14 protein-coding genes are annotated in these 15,425 nt (G+C 50.2%); 6 read left to right on the top strand and 8 right to left on the bottom strand.

Annotated features, from left to right (window positions below):
• Positions 1-46 precede the first annotated feature (46 nt).
• Together A7K98_RS20915 and A7K98_RS20910 are read left to right on the top strand one after the other, a co-directional pair.
• Complete coding sequence (locus A7K98_RS20915) at positions 47-1,207, top strand: lactonase family protein (protein WP_087490258.1); 1,161 nt, start codon at positions 47-49, stop codon at positions 1,205-1,207.
• 39 nt (positions 1,208-1,246) lie between these two features.
• Entirely contained in the window at positions 1,247-1,948 is a 702-nt protein-coding gene (locus A7K98_RS20910) for a hypothetical protein (protein WP_087490257.1), read from the top strand.
• Positions 1,949-1,993: 45 nt separating this feature from the next.
• On the opposite strand, the gene A7K98_RS20905 is transcribed toward A7K98_RS20910, so the two are convergent.
• Together A7K98_RS20905 and A7K98_RS20900 are read right to left on the bottom strand one after the other, a co-directional pair.
• The gene (locus A7K98_RS20905; RefSeq protein WP_157666039.1) at positions 1,994-3,238 is read right to left on the bottom strand and encodes a purine-cytosine permease family protein; all 1,245 of its coding nucleotides are present in this window, start codon (positions 3,236-3,238) and stop codon (positions 1,994-1,996) included.
• Positions 3,239-3,376: 138 nt separating this feature from the next.
• Positions 3,377-4,123, bottom strand: a complete 747-nt coding sequence (locus A7K98_RS20900; RefSeq protein WP_087490255.1) for a 5'-nucleotidase, lipoprotein e(P4) family — start codon at positions 4,121-4,123, stop codon at positions 3,377-3,379.
• A gap of 158 nt (positions 4,124-4,281) precedes the next feature.
• On the opposite strand from A7K98_RS20900, the gene fecI reads away from it, so the two are divergent.
• The 3 genes from fecI to fecA all read left to right on the top strand — a co-directional run bounded on the left by fecI (position 4,282) and on the right by fecA (position 8,225).
• Entirely contained in the window at positions 4,282-4,803 is a 522-nt protein-coding gene (gene fecI, locus A7K98_RS20895; RefSeq protein WP_087490634.1) for a ferric citrate uptake sigma factor FecI, read from the top strand.
• A complete protein-coding gene (gene fecR / locus A7K98_RS20890; protein WP_087490254.1) occupies positions 4,803-5,762 on the top strand; it encodes a ferric citrate uptake sigma factor regulator FecR in 960 nt (319 codons plus the stop codon). The genes fecI and fecR overlap by 1 nt, the downstream gene beginning before the upstream one ends.
• A 90-nt stretch (positions 5,763-5,852) precedes the next feature.
• A complete protein-coding gene (gene fecA / locus A7K98_RS20885) occupies positions 5,853-8,225 on the top strand; it encodes a TonB-dependent Fe(3+) dicitrate receptor FecA (protein WP_087490253.1) in 2,373 nt (790 codons plus the stop codon).
• Between the two features lie 59 nt (positions 8,226-8,284).
• On the opposite strand, the gene A7K98_RS20880 is transcribed toward fecA, so the two are convergent.
• The gene (locus A7K98_RS20880; protein ID WP_087490252.1) at positions 8,285-9,004 is read right to left on the bottom strand and encodes a dienelactone hydrolase family protein; all 720 of its coding nucleotides are present in this window, start codon (positions 9,002-9,004) and stop codon (positions 8,285-8,287) included.
• Between the two features lie 398 nt (positions 9,005-9,402).
• Here A7K98_RS20880 and A7K98_RS20875 point away from each other — a divergent pair, with 398 nt between their 5' ends.
• Entirely contained in the window at positions 9,403-10,656 is a 1,254-nt protein-coding gene (locus A7K98_RS20875; protein WP_087490251.1) for a dicarboxylate/amino acid:cation symporter, read from the top strand.
• Between the two features lie 82 nt (positions 10,657-10,738).
• Here A7K98_RS20875 and A7K98_RS20870 read toward each other — a convergent pair whose 3' ends face one another.
• Genes A7K98_RS20870 through A7K98_RS20850 form a run of 5 tightly spaced genes read right to left on the bottom strand, consistent with a single transcriptional unit; the run spans position 10,739 to position 15,410 of the window.
• Positions 10,739-11,488, bottom strand: a complete 750-nt coding sequence (locus A7K98_RS20870) for an amino acid ABC transporter ATP-binding protein (RefSeq protein ID WP_087490250.1) — start codon at positions 11,486-11,488, stop codon at positions 10,739-10,741.
• A gap of 3 nt (positions 11,489-11,491) precedes the next feature.
• Entirely contained in the window at positions 11,492-12,166 is a 675-nt protein-coding gene (locus A7K98_RS20865; protein ID WP_087490249.1) for an amino acid ABC transporter permease, read from the bottom strand.
• A 13-nt stretch (positions 12,167-12,179) separates the two neighbouring features.
• On the bottom strand, positions 12,180-13,307 hold the full coding sequence (gene solA, locus A7K98_RS20860; protein WP_087490248.1) for an N-methyl-L-tryptophan oxidase: 1,128 nt from the start codon (positions 13,305-13,307) through the stop codon (positions 12,180-12,182).
• Entirely contained in the window at positions 13,307-14,224 is a 918-nt protein-coding gene (locus A7K98_RS20855; protein ID WP_087490247.1) for an aldo/keto reductase, read from the bottom strand. Before A7K98_RS20855 ends, solA begins: the two co-directional genes overlap by 1 nt.
• 10 nt (positions 14,225-14,234) lie before the next feature.
• On the bottom strand, positions 14,235-15,410 hold the full coding sequence (locus tag A7K98_RS20850; protein WP_087490246.1) for an acyl-CoA dehydrogenase family protein: 1,176 nt from the start codon (positions 15,408-15,410) through the stop codon (positions 14,235-14,237).
• Positions 15,411-15,425 lie beyond the last annotated feature (15 nt).

The following is a 15,425-nucleotide window of genomic DNA, read 5'->3' as shown; positions in this document are numbered from 1 at the left end:
GGTCTGCCGGATAAAGGACTGTCGTTAACCAACGTCGAGGTTTTGAATGAAAAAGATGTTATTCACTGCGGCCCTGCTCGGCCTGTGTTCCGCGTCTGCCAACGTTTTTGCACAACAACAGGATTATGTTTACATCTCTAACGCTGACAGCGGCACAGTCTCCGGCTGGTCTCTGGATAAAAACAGCCAGAAAATGCAGCCTGTCGGTACCTGGACTGCAGCCAAAAAAGTTATGCCGCTGGTCGTTTCTCCGGATAAAAAGACACTGTATGCCGCGATTCGTAGCAAACCCTATCGGGTGATGAGCTGGCATATTGAGGCAGACGGAAAACTGACACCCGCCGGTGAAACCCCGCTTCAGGAAAGTATGGCCTACATCTCTCTGGATAAAACCGGTCACTTTTTACTGTCAGCCTCCTATGGCGGGGACCTTTTTACAATAAACCGTATCAATGATCAGGGACAGGTTGAGTCGCCTCCGGTACAGATTGTCCATACCGGCAAGCGCGCACATTGTATTCAGACTGACCCGACAAATCATTTTTTATATGTCTCACTGTTGGGTGCTGACCAGTTCCTGCAATTTCATTTCGACCCGCAAAGCGGCAAGGTCACCCCTGCTACCCCACCGGCAGTGAATATTCAGCATGAAGCCGCCATTGGTCCGCGCCATTTTGTGTTTGCCCCCCACAACTCTGCCGACGGTAACCGTTATATCTATCTGCTGACCGAAATGGCCGGCAATATTCAAAAACTGAAAATCAATAAAGACGGTACCGTCACTCCGGAAGAAGTCACCCCCTCTATCGCCCCTGATATTGCAGCGACGATGCAAAAGGGTGAGGCACGGCCACTGACTGGTGATTTTGATCTTCCGGCAACGCCGAAACCACGGATCTGGCAGGCCGATATTCATATCACCCCTGACGGTAAGTTTCTTTACTCAACCGAACGCACTAATAGTCTGCTGACCGCCTTTTCGATCTCTGAAAAAGACGGCAGCCTGAAGTTACTTCGGAGTATTAAAACCGAAAAACTGCCACGCGGTTTTGCCATTGATAACAGCGGGCATTTCCTGATTGAAACCGGTCTGCAGTCTGACCATTTCTCGCTATACAGCATCGATCAGCAAAGCGGTGAACTGTCACTGCTGTCACGCTACCCTTCCGGAGCGGGGGCCAACTGGGTTGCCATGGTCGAACGTTAATCTCCCCCGCCTCACCGATATTTTCTGACAGGAGTTAAGATGTCTAAAGTCACCCCCTCTTTGCTTAGTCTGCTAGTGGCTGTACTGGCTGCCCCCTCAGCCAGCCAGGCGGCAGAAAAAGTTGTCCCGACCCATCTTGAACCAATGCATCATGTGATACTGGAAAACCAGTATGTCACCGTAATGCGGGTGATGATCCCGCCAGGTGCTTCTACCTTGTTTCATGAACAGCATCTCGATTATGTCAATACTCATATCGACGGCAGCCCAGTCACTATCTCTTATCCGGATAAGCCGTCAGCAAACAGCGTGATGGCCAGCGGTAATGTTAAATTCGGTGCCCATCAGGGTAAATCTGAGACGGATAAAGTCACCAATACCGGCCAGACGATAAATCAACAGGTTGCTTTCGAAATCCGCCAGCATGGGCCGCTGCATTTTGCCGAGGCCCGACGCCCTGATCTGCCGGTATTCAGAGAAGTGTTGGATAAACCGACGGTACGGGGCTGGAAAGTGACACTTCAACCCGGAGAAAGTACTACCGCCTATCAACAACATGGGCCGGGAGTGCGGGTTTTCTTTACCGAAGGCCGTGTTCTGATCAGTGAACCAGACAAACCTAATCATGATAAAGAGCTATGGGTTCATAAGGGAGATGCTTTCCTTACCTCTCCGGGCAAGGTAGAGATTATTGATGGTGGCGACACACCAATGATCTTTAATGATTATGAACTACGCTGACTAACTGCGACTGCCGATCCCGCATCTGCGGGAACGGCACATTCATCAGGCATTATCCCGGGCTGCACTGGTTTGTCTGGCAAACGGCAATGCACATAAGCAGAACAATACGGCAGACAGAATGGAGACAACCGCGACAGAATACTGTGGTGCGTGCAGATAACAGATGGTACTGCAGATTATCGAGAATACCCAGCCGGTAATCAGATAGCCCGGAGCATAACGCCCCTGCCCGGCAATCATCCAGCCAATAATCGCACCGCCAATTCCCGGTACAATGATTCCCAACAAACTCAGCCAGTTCACCAGCCAGTTACTGATGCCCGCCAACGCCAACCCGGTGCCGACAATACCCAGCAGGACCACCAGATGACGGAAGCTCAGGGGGATCACCGAACTCCAGCCAGAGGCGGCATTGTACAGACCATGAGTGGCGACTGAAGCACAGTTGATCACAAAGAACACCGCCGCAAATATGCCAAAATAAGGCCCCAACTGTGTCAGTAAATGAGCGAAATCGCCGTCGGTGGCTTCTCCGGTAGCTGCGACTAACCCGCCGAGTAACATCGGCAAAGTATTTGCTACAGGAAACGCGGCCAGTGAAGCGATAACTGCCTGGGAAGGTGTTTTAGACCAGCGGGTAAAATCTGCCGTCAGGGTACCGGAATCAACAAATACCGAAATGGCCATCGTGACACCAATGCCCAGAGCCAGGCTGTGGCCGGAAGGCGGAGTAAAATCCACTACCTGCTGCCAACTGTGATGGCGGAAATTCAGTACCACACTGATAATCCCGGTAATAATAAACAGGCAGATCGATATGATACTTATCGGCTTCAGCATCTGCATACCTGCCATAGACAGCAGAGTAAATGCTGCGCCGACCACCACCACTGACCAACCTAACGGCAGACCCAACAGTGTGTTCAGGCCATGACCCGCCAGCCCTGTCTGCACAGCAAACCAGCCGACAACCAGCCCGGAAAGAAATACCGCAATCAGTTTTGCTCCTGCCGGACTGAAAATCTCCCGGCAGCTCAGCGCAAAGGTTTTACCCTGCCTGGCCGCCAGTGCACTCAGGCAGGCAACATATACGGCCAGTACAATATTACCGGTGATAATAGCCAGCATACCGCGGGTGAACCCCAGACTGGTAACAATCTGCGCCCCGACAAAGGCGCCAACCATCACCATTGGAAAACCAGCCCAGACTACAGCGACAGAAAATAAACTTTTACGGGCAGAGTCAGGGACTGCCTCGTGTTCGTATTCATTGAGTGCTTGAGACACGTTAAACGCTACCTTACAAAATGAGGACCTGTAAGGGTTAATGCAAAACCTGCGCCAGTTATCGGGGACTGCCTGCAATGGGCTGTTGCACAGCCACTGCAGGCATTGCACCAAAACGAATCACAATAATCAGGCAGATTAAGGTTTCCAGGGGGTCAGCTGAGCATTTGACCAGGATCCGTACGCCGAATTTGGCAATACAATCCAGTCATCGGCAAAATGCGCTTCGCTGTCTTGTACCAGCTGACGCTGCTGATCGGTGGTCTTTTTATTCTTAAACTGAGCCGCGAGATCAGGCAGGCTGTCACCGAATAACATAATGATATTGTAATGCTGTCGGATTGCTTCACGACGCACCTGCTTGGAGGCAGTATCCAGTAATACATTATCTGCGGAGACCTGAGGCAGACCTAACGCACGCAATGTGGCCAGCGTTTGTTGTTTATTGGCTTCAGAGCGGTCGGACACATAGAAAATATGCACTTTTTTATCGGTCACGGTTTGCAGGAACGCTTTAGCCCCCGGGATTAATCCCGGATGTCCGTTCTTTTCCCAGGCATCCCAGGTATCCCATTGCGTGTAATCATGGCAATTTTCCATATCCCTGACCAGCAGAGCTGAATTATCCAGTACGGTTTCATCAAGGTCCATCACCACTGCTGCCTTTTCCGGCGATGCTAAGTGCGCCGCCTTCTGCAGAAAATCCTGGCGGGCAAACTTATAGGTCTGCAGCTGCAGAGCCATAATTTCAGCTGATTTTTGCTGGTAACGCAATGCCATTTCATAGGCTTTTGGTGCACAGATGCCCGGTGCATCGGCCGCATAACCGGTGATACTGACGACAGGGAGTATCAGCAACGGCAGAGTTTTTAACAGGTTTTTCATCGGGTTCGCTCGCAGATTAAGATGACAGGCATACTAGGGAGCGAACATGACAGATTTATGATTATCACCCACCGCCTGTTCTCTGACGCCCAGGATTGAAATGATAACCATTCTCATATTAATATATACCCTGGCACTTACCTGTGATCATTATGACCATGACCGATTCTGCAACCTCACCGGCCAGTTTAACTTTTGATGTATTTTACCGTTCTTATCATAGTTGGCTGACTCTCTGGCTGACACGGAAAATGCATTCGTTGTTCGACGCAGAGGATATTGCCCAGGATACCTGGATGCGAATATTTGGTCAGCAATCACTTCAAACTATCCGTGACCCTCGCTCATTTCTCTGTACCGTGGCAAAGCGGGTCATGGTGGATCTTTTTCGACGGCAGGCTCTGGAAAAAAGTTATCTGGAAATGCTGTCGCTGTTACCTGCTGATCAGGTCCCTGATACAGAGCAACAGCAAATTCATTTACAGACACTGCAACTCGTTGACCAAATGCTGGCATGTTTGAGTGATAAAGCCCGACAGGCATTCCTTTTGTCTCAGCTGGAAGGTTTACGCTACCGTGAGATTGCTAATCAGTTGGGGGTTTCAGTCAGTTCGGTCAAAAAATATATTGCGAAGGCTACTGAGCATTGTCTGCTGTTTCGTCTGGAGCATGGCCTGTAATGGTACAGGCACTTTCTGAGTCGAAAAAAAGGGCATTACGTTCGGCCTCTTACTGGTATGCACAGCTGAATGATCCCTCGGTCACAGCCCGACAAACCGGTAAATGGCAGCAATGGCACCAAAGCCATGCCGATCATCAATGGGCCTGGCAGCAGGTAGAGTCTCTGCGCCGACAAATGAATGCTATTCCTGTCGGGGTCACGGAGGGGCTGATGGCCGACTCTCCGGCCACCCGCCGTTCAGTGTTGAAAGGTCTGCTACTGTTGGCTGGCAGCGCGGCCACCGGCTGGCAGTTATGGCATTCAGAGTTGGCAGAAGGTATGCGAGCCGATTATCACACCGCAACCGGCCAAATGCTGCATCAATCCCTGGGAGATGGTAGCCTGCTAACCCTGAATACCGACAGTGCAGCCAATGTCCGTTTTGATAGTCAGCAACGTCTGATTGAATTGTTATATGGTGATATTGCGATAAAAACCGGCCATGACCTGGCCCATCGACCTTTCCGGATACTGACCCAGCCAGCGTTGCTGACCGCATTAGGGACCCGGTTTACGGTACAACAACGGGAAGATAAGGTCCTGATCAGTGTCAGGGAACATGCGGTCAGAGCGGTATTGCTCCACGACCCGCAGAAGTCTGTACTGGTGACTGAGGGTCAAAGCCTGCGTATTGACCCTGCCGGATTCTCTGAGCTACGACCTGCCGACCCTCACTCCAGTGACTGGATCAATGGTACGGTGAGTTTCAGCGACCAGACGCTTAGCAAGGTTGTCAGTGTACTGTCGCAATATCACCCCGGGGTACTACGCTGTACCCCGTCGGTTGCCGGACTGAGACTGAGCGGTACCTTCCCTCTGACCAATATTCCTGCCGCTCTTCAGGCAATCGCGGCCACGCTTCCGGTTAACATCCAATACATTACCCAATACATCATTCTGATCAGAGGCAGATCCTGAGTTATCCGGAAAAAATGTTCAGTTCATGTTGTCCTTTTTTATTTTTCATTCGACTTCATTGGTAATGATTAAAAAAATGATGGAGATAACATGAAGACCTCTGGTCAGGCTTCTGTAGCAAAAAAATATCCGCGTTCCGCTCTGGTATTCTGCCTGCAGCTCTCATTACTCACCGGAGCAGGCTTGTTCAGCAGCAACATCAGTGCAGGCACTCCTCTGCCGTTGCACCACTATCAGCTTCCGGCAGATACATTGGATAACACCCTGAACCGCTATGCTGCAGAAAGCGGGATTACCTTATCGATCGACGCCCGCCTGACACGCGGTAAGCAAAGCCATGGTCTGTCGGGCGATTATAGTATTGGCGACGGGCTGCAGGCATTACTGGCAGACAGCCAGCTTCAGGCGAAACCATTGGGGTCCGGCAGCTGGACAGTCGTTGCACTCCCTGTGCCCGCAGTTCAGGCTCCGACAACCTCAATGACCGTCGTGGGTGACTGGCTGGGAGATGCCCGTGAAAGTGACGTATTTGAACACCCGGGAGCCAGAGATGTTATTCGTCGTGATGATTTCAGCAAAACCGGTGCCACGACCATTCGTGAGGTGATGAACCGAATCCCCGGGGTGAACGCGCCAGATAATAACGGAACCGGAAGCGATGATCTGGCCATGAATTTTGGTATACGGGGGCTCAACCCAAGACTGGCTACCCGCTCAACGATCCTGATGGATGGTATCCCGGTCCCCTTTGCTCCCTACGGGCAGCCTCAGCTTTCGCTGGCTCCGGTATCTCTCGGTAATATGGATGCCGTCGATGTGGTGCGTGATGGCGGAGCGGTGCGATACGGGCCACAAAGTGTGGGGGGTGTCGTAAATTATGTGACCCGCGCCATCCCGAAAGACTTTGGCATTGAAGCCGGGGTCGAAGGTATGCTAAGCCCAACATCCTCACAGAACAACCCTAAAGAAACTCACAATCTGTTAGTAGGCGGAACCGCAGATAATGGATTGGGCAGTGCTCTGCTCTATTCAGGAACCCGTGGCAGCGACTGGCGTGAACATAGTGCCACCCGTATTGATGACATCATGCTAAAAAGCCGCTATGCCCCGGATCGCGTCAACACCTTCACCAGCTTATTGCAATATTATGATGGCCGTGCGGATATGCCAGGAGGACTTACCCGCTCTGACTATCATGCCAATCGCTGGCAATCGACCCGGCCTTATGATCAGTTCTGGGGGCGTCGGGAGCTGGCCAGCCTCGGTTACCAGTACCAACCCGATATGCAGCATAAATTTAATGTTCTGGGATTTTTCACCCATACCCTGCGTAATGGCTACCTGCAGCAAGGCAGCAAAATTACCCTTTCACCTCGTGAATACTGGGTGCGTGGAATTGAACCACGATACAGTCAGAGTTTTTTACTGGGACCCTCTGCTCAGGAAGTCAGCATCGGATACCGTTATATCAGCGAATCCAGCCATGAAATGCGCTATTACACCCCGACTGCGCAAGGAATTCTGCCATCCGTTTCCAGCCCCTACGACAGAGATACCCGCTCAGGCACCGAAGCTCATGCGGTTTATGCTGATGACCGGATAGATATCGGTAACTGGACGATTACCCCCGGTATGCGCTTTGAACACATTGAGTCTTATCAGAACGATGCGTTGAAAAATACTCATCAGAAAATCAGTTACAATGCCCCATTACCGGCGCTCAGTGTACTATATCATCTGACCGACAGCTGGAATCTGTATGCCAATACTGAAGGGTCATTCGGCACAGTGCAGTACAGTCAGATAGGTAAGGCAGTCAGCAGCGGTAGTGTTGAACCCGAAAAAGCCAGAACCTGGGAAACCGGTACCCGTTACGATGATGGTTATCTCAGCGCAGAAGCGGGCATCTTCCTGATTAACTTTAACAACCAGTACGACTCAAACCAGATTGATGATTCGGTGACGGCCCGGGGGAAAACCCGTCATAGTGGTCTGGAAACGCAGTTCCGCTATGATTTATCCGCCCTGTCACCGCACCTGGAGAATATATCGATCTATGCCAGCTATGCTTATGTGAATGCAGAGATTCGGGAACATGGTGACACATATGGTAACCAGGTACCGTTCTCACCTAAAAATAAAGGTGTGGTGGGCATTGATTACACGCCGGGGTCCTGGGCTTTCAACATTAATGGTGAATACCAGTCCGGACAATTTGCCGATAACGCCAATACTGTGGCAGAAAGCGCCGATGGAAGTACCGGACGGATTGCCGGCTATATGTTATGGGGAGCAAGGGTTGGCTACGATTTTGGGCCACAATATTCTCACCTGAAAGTCGGGTTTGGGGTGAAAAACCTGTTTGATCAGCCTTACTACATTCGCTCTTATGATGATAACAATAAGGGATTGTATGCCGGTGAGCCACGCACTTTCTATATGCAGGCGTCGCTAAAATTATAAGCCTCTGACTCCCGGCACCAGAGTGCCGGGAGTCTCTCTGAATCCGCTGGTGACGGAAATCAGAAGACTTCTTCTAGCAGGGTAAACATGGCAGAAAATGCACGGGCGCTGACATCGGCATTATATTCAGCCATACCTTTCACATTGGCATGAACATCAGTGAACGAGTGTACTGCACCTTTATAGCTGTGAAGTTTCCAGTCAACTTTGGCTGTAGTCATCTCACGGGCAAACTCAGGCAGTTGCTCACGGGCCACCAGCGGGTCCTCTGCACCATCCAGAACCAGGACGGAGCCTTTAATATCTTTAGCGTCATAGCTGCCGCAGGTGTCCAGACCACCATGAAAAGAAACCGCTGCCTGGATTGAAGCACCGCTGCGGGCAAATTCCAGCGCACAGTGACCGCCAAAACAGAAACCGATAGCAGCAACTTTGTCAGCAATGACCGGAGCGTCAGTCTGGGCAGTTAATGCCTGAACAGCAACAGCCATACGTCCGGTTTCTTCCGGAGTATTTTTAACTGTCATCATCACTGTACCGGCTTCATCTGCAGAGGTTGGGCGCACTCCTTTACCGTACAAATCGGCGACCAGCACCACATATCCCTGAGCTACCGTCTGTTCTGCCAGTTCAACAGCCGCATCAGTCACGCCCATCCAGTTTGGCGCCATGACAATACCCGGAACCGGGTGTTTCAGGCTGGCATCAAACACCAGAACGCCTTCCAGTTCAGTGCTGCCGGAATGGTAGGTGATTTTTTTGGATTGGAACTGGCTCATGAATTCTCCTGACTCTGTTGAGATTAAATTGAAAAAATAGAAAATGGCTCCGTTCAGCGGAGACGAATACACAATTCATTGTTTAAGCTGATAGCTGCCAGCATAGTGTGACTTTACTAAGCTTCAATAGCTTTTTAGTAACAGCGCACTTACTGCTATGTCTGATTTTGTTTCTGTTTATTTTTCATTCTCTCACCCGCTTTCACCATGTCAGGAAAAGAAAAATCACCAGGTGATTGAAAAATACCCGCTTACTGAAGCGAGTCAGTTCATAAAACTACCAATTCATCATTCAACTCTGTGATGTTATTTGATTTTAATTAACATACTGTTACTTTTTAGCGTGTAGTTGACTGAGACTATAAAAATAAACGCTATTTTATCTGACTGGGATCATTATGAAAAAATCGCTGTTCCGCAGCCTTTACATCCAGGTACTTATTGCCATCGCTATCGGAGTATTTCTTGGACACTTCTACCCTGAAATTGGTACGCAGATGAAACCGTTAGGTGACGGTTTTATCAAACTGATTAAAATGGTGATTGCCCCGGTAATTTTCTGTACGGTTGTGACAGGCATTGCCGGTATGGAAAGCATGAAAGCGGTAGGACGTACAGGGGCCATTGCCCTGCTCTATTTTGAAATTGTCAGTACTCTTGCCCTGATTATTGGTCTGATCGTAGTGAATATTGCGCAGCCCGGCGCTGGTATGAATATTGACCCTGCCAGTCTGGATGCGTCCGCCATTACCACTTACGCTAACCAGGCGAAACAACAGGGTATTGTGTCCTTCATTATGGACATTATCCCGAACAGTGTGATTGGAGCCTTTGCCAGCGGCAATATTCTGCAGGTATTGATGTTCGCTATCCTGTTTGGATTTGCACTGCATCGCCTGGGAAATACCGGTACGCTGATTTTCAATGTCATCGAAAATTTCTCACGGGTGATCTTTGGCATTATCAATATGATCATGAGGCTGGCGCCCCTCGGTGCCTTCGGCGCTATGGCATTTACTATCGGCAAATACGGCGTCGGCTCACTGGTACAACTCGGCCAGCTGATTGTCTGCTTCTATATCACCTGTGTGCTGTTTGTGGTGATTGTTCTCGGGCTGATCTCCCGTTACATCGGCTTCAACATTTTCAAATTTATCGGCTATATCAAAGAGGAATTACTGATTGTTCTTGGAACATCTTCCTCTGAGTCAGTACTGCCGAGGATGCTGAAAAAAATGGAAGAGGTCGGTTGTAAGAAATCGGTAGTCGGGCTGGTCATTCCCACCGGCTATTCATTTAACCTGGACGGAACGTCTATCTATCTGACGATGGCAGCGGTATTTATTGCCCAGGCGACCAACAGCCATATGGACATTTTCCATCAGGTAACCCTGTTGGTGGTGCTGCTGCTCTCTTCAAAAGGGGCTGCGGGGGTAACTGGCAGCGGGTTTATCGTACTGGCAGCCACCCTGTCGGCGGTCGGCACTCTGCCGGTCACCGGACTGGCGCTAATCCTGGGTATTGACCGCTTTATGTCAGAAGCCCGTGCACTGACCAACCTGGTGGGTAACGGTGTCGCTACTCTGTTTGTCGCAAAACGGGTCGGTGAACTTGACGAGCAACAGATGAAACAGGTGCTGGGCGGTAAATAACCGCCCCCCGGTTAACCGCCAGCAGAAGGAGGTTAACCGGGGCAAAACCGACCGGCTGCCGGCCCACTGGATTGCCGTTTTGTTATCCCTGCACCAGGTAGCGGGCGTATTTATTGACGAATTGTTTGGTTCTGAGTTGCTGAGGGTGGCGAAAGATCTGGTCAGGCGTCCCCTGTTCGGTAATGCCGCCCTGTTCCATAAAGATCACCCGATCTGCGACCTCAAAGGCAAACTCCATTTCATGAGTCACCACAATCATGGTCATCTTTCTGCCGGCCAGTGTTCTCATCAGTGACAAAATATCTTCAACCCGTTCGGGGTCGAGGGCTGAGGTCGGCTCATCAAAAAGCAGCACCTGTGGCTCAAGAGCGAGTGCGCGAGCAATAGCAATCCTCTGCTGCTGTCCTCCGGAAAGAGCGACCGGATAGGCATCGGCCTTCTCAGATAATCCCACTTCCGTCAGTTGCTGACGAGCAATACCGTTCGCCTGCTGACGGCTCATTCCGCGCGTAAGTTGTAAAGGAATGCTGATATTGTCCAGCGCGGTGTAATGACGAAACAAATTATAATGCTGAAAGACCATAGCGGTTTTGCGTCGTAACGCCAGAGCTTGTGGTTCTGTAATCTTTGGCGCATCCACAACAACATTATCGATAGCAATATGCCCGGCGTCGGGAAGCTCCAGCAAATTAAGGCAACGTAACAGCGTTGACTTTCCCGACCCTGACGGACCGATAACCGCGATCACTTCTCCTTCAGCGACTTCCAGATTTAGCCGTTCAAAAATTGAGTGTCGCCCGTAACTCTTGGATAGATTCTCAACAGTTATCATTATCTACACTCTCCGGTAAGGGCGACTGATATATTTCTCCAGAACTGACTGAAGTAATGAGATTACCGCGGTAAGCACCCAGTAAATCAAGCCAATCGCCAGATAGGATTCCAGAAAATTATAACTGGCCGCGGCCATCAACTTTGCCTGAGCAAACATATCCACCACCCCGATAGTAAAGGCCAGCGAAGTATCTTTCAGGATCATGATTAAGAAGGTACCCGACGGAGGAATGGCAATCCGGGCCGCCTGAGGGAAGATAACTTTCCAGTAGGCCTGGCGGCGCGTCATACTGACCGATAATGCCGCCTCGTATTGTCCCGGATCAACGGAGATCAGGGCTGAACGAAATACCTCAGAAAGATAGGCGGCATTTCGGATACTCAGGGCCATAATCACAGCCGTCATCGCATTAATTGAACTTAACGCCGGAACTAACTGCGGAAGACCGAAATAAAGAATAAATATCTGAACCAGAGACGGTACTCCTCGGAAAAAAGAGACCAGCACCAGCGTGATGTAATATATAACAGGAATTTTTCTTTCAATAATTATCGAAAAAACAATCCCGATAACCACAGCAAAGAAAAAAGAGCAAAATGCAATAAACAATACTATCGGCAGATACTTCAGTAACTGTGGAATAATATTAATAAGATAATGGAAATCAAGATGCATAATATCCCCCTGGTTAGCGAAACAGGTTCAGTCGTTGCAGAGAAAATTCGTCGACAGACAGTGTTAATCGCTTCTCACAAAGCATCTGCATGGCCACTTCGCCCATAGCAGGCGCTAATTTAAACCCATGGCCTGAAAAGCCACTCATCAGTAGCAAATCAGGTTGTCCCGGAGGGTGGCCGATCACGCAATGTTTATCACTGCTGAAAGCATCCGGATGACCACTGGTACGTACAGGGTCTTCTGACAGGCCATGCATAAAATTCCTGATAACATACCGCGTCGCCTCAAGTTCTGGTTCAGTGATCCGGAAATCTTCCTTGTCGGTATCAGCAACAATATGCCCCGGTGTACTGATACCTATTTTCACCATGCTGCCTTCGATGGAAGGGACACCAAAACTAAAATAACCCTGAGTACGTCGTGTAAATATCGGAAACCGCGATGGGGAAAACCACGAAATATCTCTGGCAGGAAACCAGGAAAGAATGAGTTTACGAGTGAAGATATCATCACTCATTGCGGGAAATAATTTTTTTACCCACCCACCGGCGGTAACCAGCACTTTATCATAACGACGGAGGCTACCATTCACCCGAATATAAGCCCCCTGACTGTCGGTATCTACCGCTTCTACCGGACAATGAGAATAGATAGCAGCGCCTGCATCTGCGGCCTTTCTGAGTGCGGTGGTAACTGCCAGCTCCGGACGTAAATACCCCGACTCCTGATCAAAAATAACAATTTCATCATCACGAAAACGGTGCCCGGGATAGAGACGTCTCGCCAGTTCCGGTTCAGGGCGCTGATGGGCAATATCAAACTGGCGGATACTCTGCAGGACTTTACTGATTCCCTCATCATCTTCACGACCAATAGTCAGCCCGCCACACAGAGTTAACAGGGATGTTCCGGTCTGCTGTTCCAGTGACTGCCAGAGTTGTCTGGAGCGTTTTAGTAACGGAACATAATGAGCCCCTTCTTTGTAAGCAGTACGGAACAGGCGGCTTTCTCCGCCAATCCCACTCCGTTCACTACCCAGGCCAAACTGCTCAAAACCGTCAACACTGACCCCGGCTTGCGCCAGTTGCCAGAGTGCCATACTTCCCATCGCCCCCAGGCCTATCACAGCAACTTTCATCAGAATTTCACCCAGTGTCCGGATGCATCAATCAGTTCCGTTGCCCTGGCGTTTTCCGTCACCTGTTGCGGGTTTTTGCATCCCGGAATCACTCCCGCCACAGAAGGGTTGGTTAAGCACCAGGCCAGAGCCCAGCGCGCCAGCGGAATGCCTTCCGGGACTTCCTGTTGTCTGATATCCGCGACTTTGCGCAGCAATTGAGAGGTTTCTTCAGCATCATGCCGGCTACGGACATCATCAGCAGCAAACACGGCATCCGGCTGATATTTGCCACTCAGATAACCGCTGGCCAGCGGCACCCGTGCCAGCACGCCTAAATCGTATTCGCTGGTGAGCGGAAAAGCCTGTTCCTCAGCACGTTGGTCAAGCCGGTTATATACCAGTTGAATAACCTCAGCTCCCACACCGGCAGCAGCAGCCACTTGTTTCGCATTACCTTCCTTAGCAATAGAGATCCCTAAATGGCCTATCTTTCCGGCACGTTGCTGATCCGCAAGTAACTGCCAGAGCTCATCATTAAAAAAGACCTCATCACTGCCGGAATGGAACTGGTATAAATCAATGCGCTCAGTCTTCAGGGCACGTAAAGAGGCTTCCAGTTGACGCAAGACACTGGCTGGCTGCCATTCAGCCTGCCGGTCAAAATTACCAGTGAAATGGTGGCCGAACTTGGTGGCAATCAGCCAGTTGTCACGCTGTCTGCGCGACAGGTAATTACCAATCAGTTGTTCTGACAAGTGATCCCCATAGCACTCTGCGGTATCAATCAGGTTAATCCCTTCCGAAGCCGCAGTATCCAGAATGGCATCAACTTCTGGCTGGGAAAAAGGACGTCCCCATTCGCCACCAAATTGCCAGGTTCCTACGCCGATCACTGACACCTTTCGTTCTGTTTTACCTAATCGTCTGTAATGCATAATGTCGCTCTTAAGAATAAAACCCGGGGTCAGGTAGCTGTCCGGTCAACGCATAGCGTCCTAGCGTCAGTAATTTATACTCAGCCGGATTATGTAAAGTGTGAGTTCGGACATTGCGCCAGAAGCGATCAAATCCATAGCGTGACGCTGTTGCCCTGGCACCCATCACTTCAAAAATTCCGCCACAAATTTCCAGAGCGACCTTACCGCCAAAAACATTTGCCGCCGCCACACGGTATGCGGTTTCACCACGCTGAATATCGCTCAACAACAGCCCCATCTCAAAAGCCTGATCAAATTCAGCTGTCGCTCTGTCGGCGAGGCTGGTGAATGCTTCAAGCTGTGCCGCGAATTCGCCATATCGTCGTTGGATCAGCCGATCATCCTGAGCCTGGTCGACGCCAGAGGTGTGCCACGGGCGGGATTGTTCACGGGTATATTCTGCAGCACTGGCTAATGCGCCTTCTGCGCTACCAAGAAAAACATGAGTCAGAATAAGCTGTGCCAGTACCGGCCCTAACGTATTAAAGGGTAATGTGTTCTCTGAGGAATCAAGGGTAAGAATATCCTTTTGATCAACAAATACGTCCTGATAACTAACGGTACCACTGCCGGTTTGCCGCTGACCGATACAATCCCAGTCATTATGGATACTCAACCCCGGAGATGCGGGATCAATCACAGCTCTGACTATGGTGTCCGGTTGATCTTCTCTGCGAAACGATATCAGCAGCCGGTCCGCGTAGGGCGAGCCGGAAGTAAAATTCTTCTGACCATTTAGCCGAAAACCCCCGGATTCCTGCCGCCCCGTCACTCGTTTATCCAGAGAATTATTCGCATTACCCCAAAACCAGCGATGTATGACCGTCTGGCGTTGTAGCTCAGCAAACTGCTGTTCAGTACCACTGATTCTGGCAACAACCTGGTTCAGGAAATGATAACCATAGAGATGAGCCAGTGAGCCATCCGATCTTGCCAGCCGCCTGACCACATCCAGTGCTGCCGACCAGGGTTGTCCCTGTCCGCCATATTCACGGCTGATAATTAAAGACAACAACCCACTGTCACGTAATAATTCAACTTCTTCTAATGCCAGTCCGCCGCTTTTATCTCTTTCAACAGCTGTTGCAGAGAGCTGGCTGGTCAAATTTTCAATAATGCTGTCTGTGTCTGCTAAATGACTCATCACTTATCTCCGTCC

The organism is Tatumella citrea, from assembly GCF_002163585.1.
GTDB lineage: Bacteria > Pseudomonadota > Gammaproteobacteria > Enterobacterales > Enterobacteriaceae > Tatumella > Tatumella citrea.
Note: the sequence above shows the minus strand (reverse complement) of the source record. Positions and strands in the feature narration are given on the sequence as shown.

Coding starts and splice junctions, on each gene's coding strand:
- A7K98_RS20915 (WP_087490258.1), top strand. CDS start 47: ATGAAAAAGATGTTATTCACTGCGGCCCTGCTCGGCCTGTGTTCCGCG.
- A7K98_RS20910 (WP_087490257.1), top strand. CDS start 1,247: ATGTCTAAAGTCACCCCCTCTTTGCTTAGTCTGCTAGTGGCTGTACTG.
- A7K98_RS20900 (WP_087490255.1), bottom strand. CDS start 4,123: ATGAAAAACCTGTTAAAAACTCTGCCGTTGCTGATACTCCCTGTCGTC.
- fecI (WP_087490634.1), top strand. CDS start 4,282: ATGACCGATTCTGCAACCTCACCGGCCAGTTTAACTTTTGATGTATTT.
- fecR (WP_087490254.1), top strand. CDS start 4,803: ATGGTACAGGCACTTTCTGAGTCGAAAAAAAGGGCATTACGTTCGGCC.
- fecA (WP_087490253.1), top strand. CDS start 5,853: ATGAAGACCTCTGGTCAGGCTTCTGTAGCAAAAAAATATCCGCGTTCC.
- A7K98_RS20880 (WP_087490252.1), bottom strand. CDS start 9,004: ATGAGCCAGTTCCAATCCAAAAAAATCACCTACCATTCCGGCAGCACT.
- A7K98_RS20875 (WP_087490251.1), top strand. CDS start 9,403: ATGAAAAAATCGCTGTTCCGCAGCCTTTACATCCAGGTACTTATTGCC.
- A7K98_RS20870 (WP_087490250.1), bottom strand. CDS start 11,488: ATGATAACTGTTGAGAATCTATCCAAGAGTTACGGGCGACACTCAATT.
- A7K98_RS20865 (WP_087490249.1), bottom strand. CDS start 12,166: ATGCATCTTGATTTCCATTATCTTATTAATATTATTCCACAGTTACTG.
- solA (WP_087490248.1), bottom strand. CDS start 13,307: ATGAAAGTTGCTGTGATAGGCCTGGGGGCGATGGGAAGTATGGCACTC.
- A7K98_RS20855 (WP_087490247.1), bottom strand. CDS start 14,224: ATGCATTACAGACGATTAGGTAAAACAGAACGAAAGGTGTCAGTGATC.
- A7K98_RS20850 (WP_087490246.1), bottom strand. CDS start 15,410: ATGAGTCATTTAGCAGACACAGACAGCATTATTGAAAATTTGACCAGC.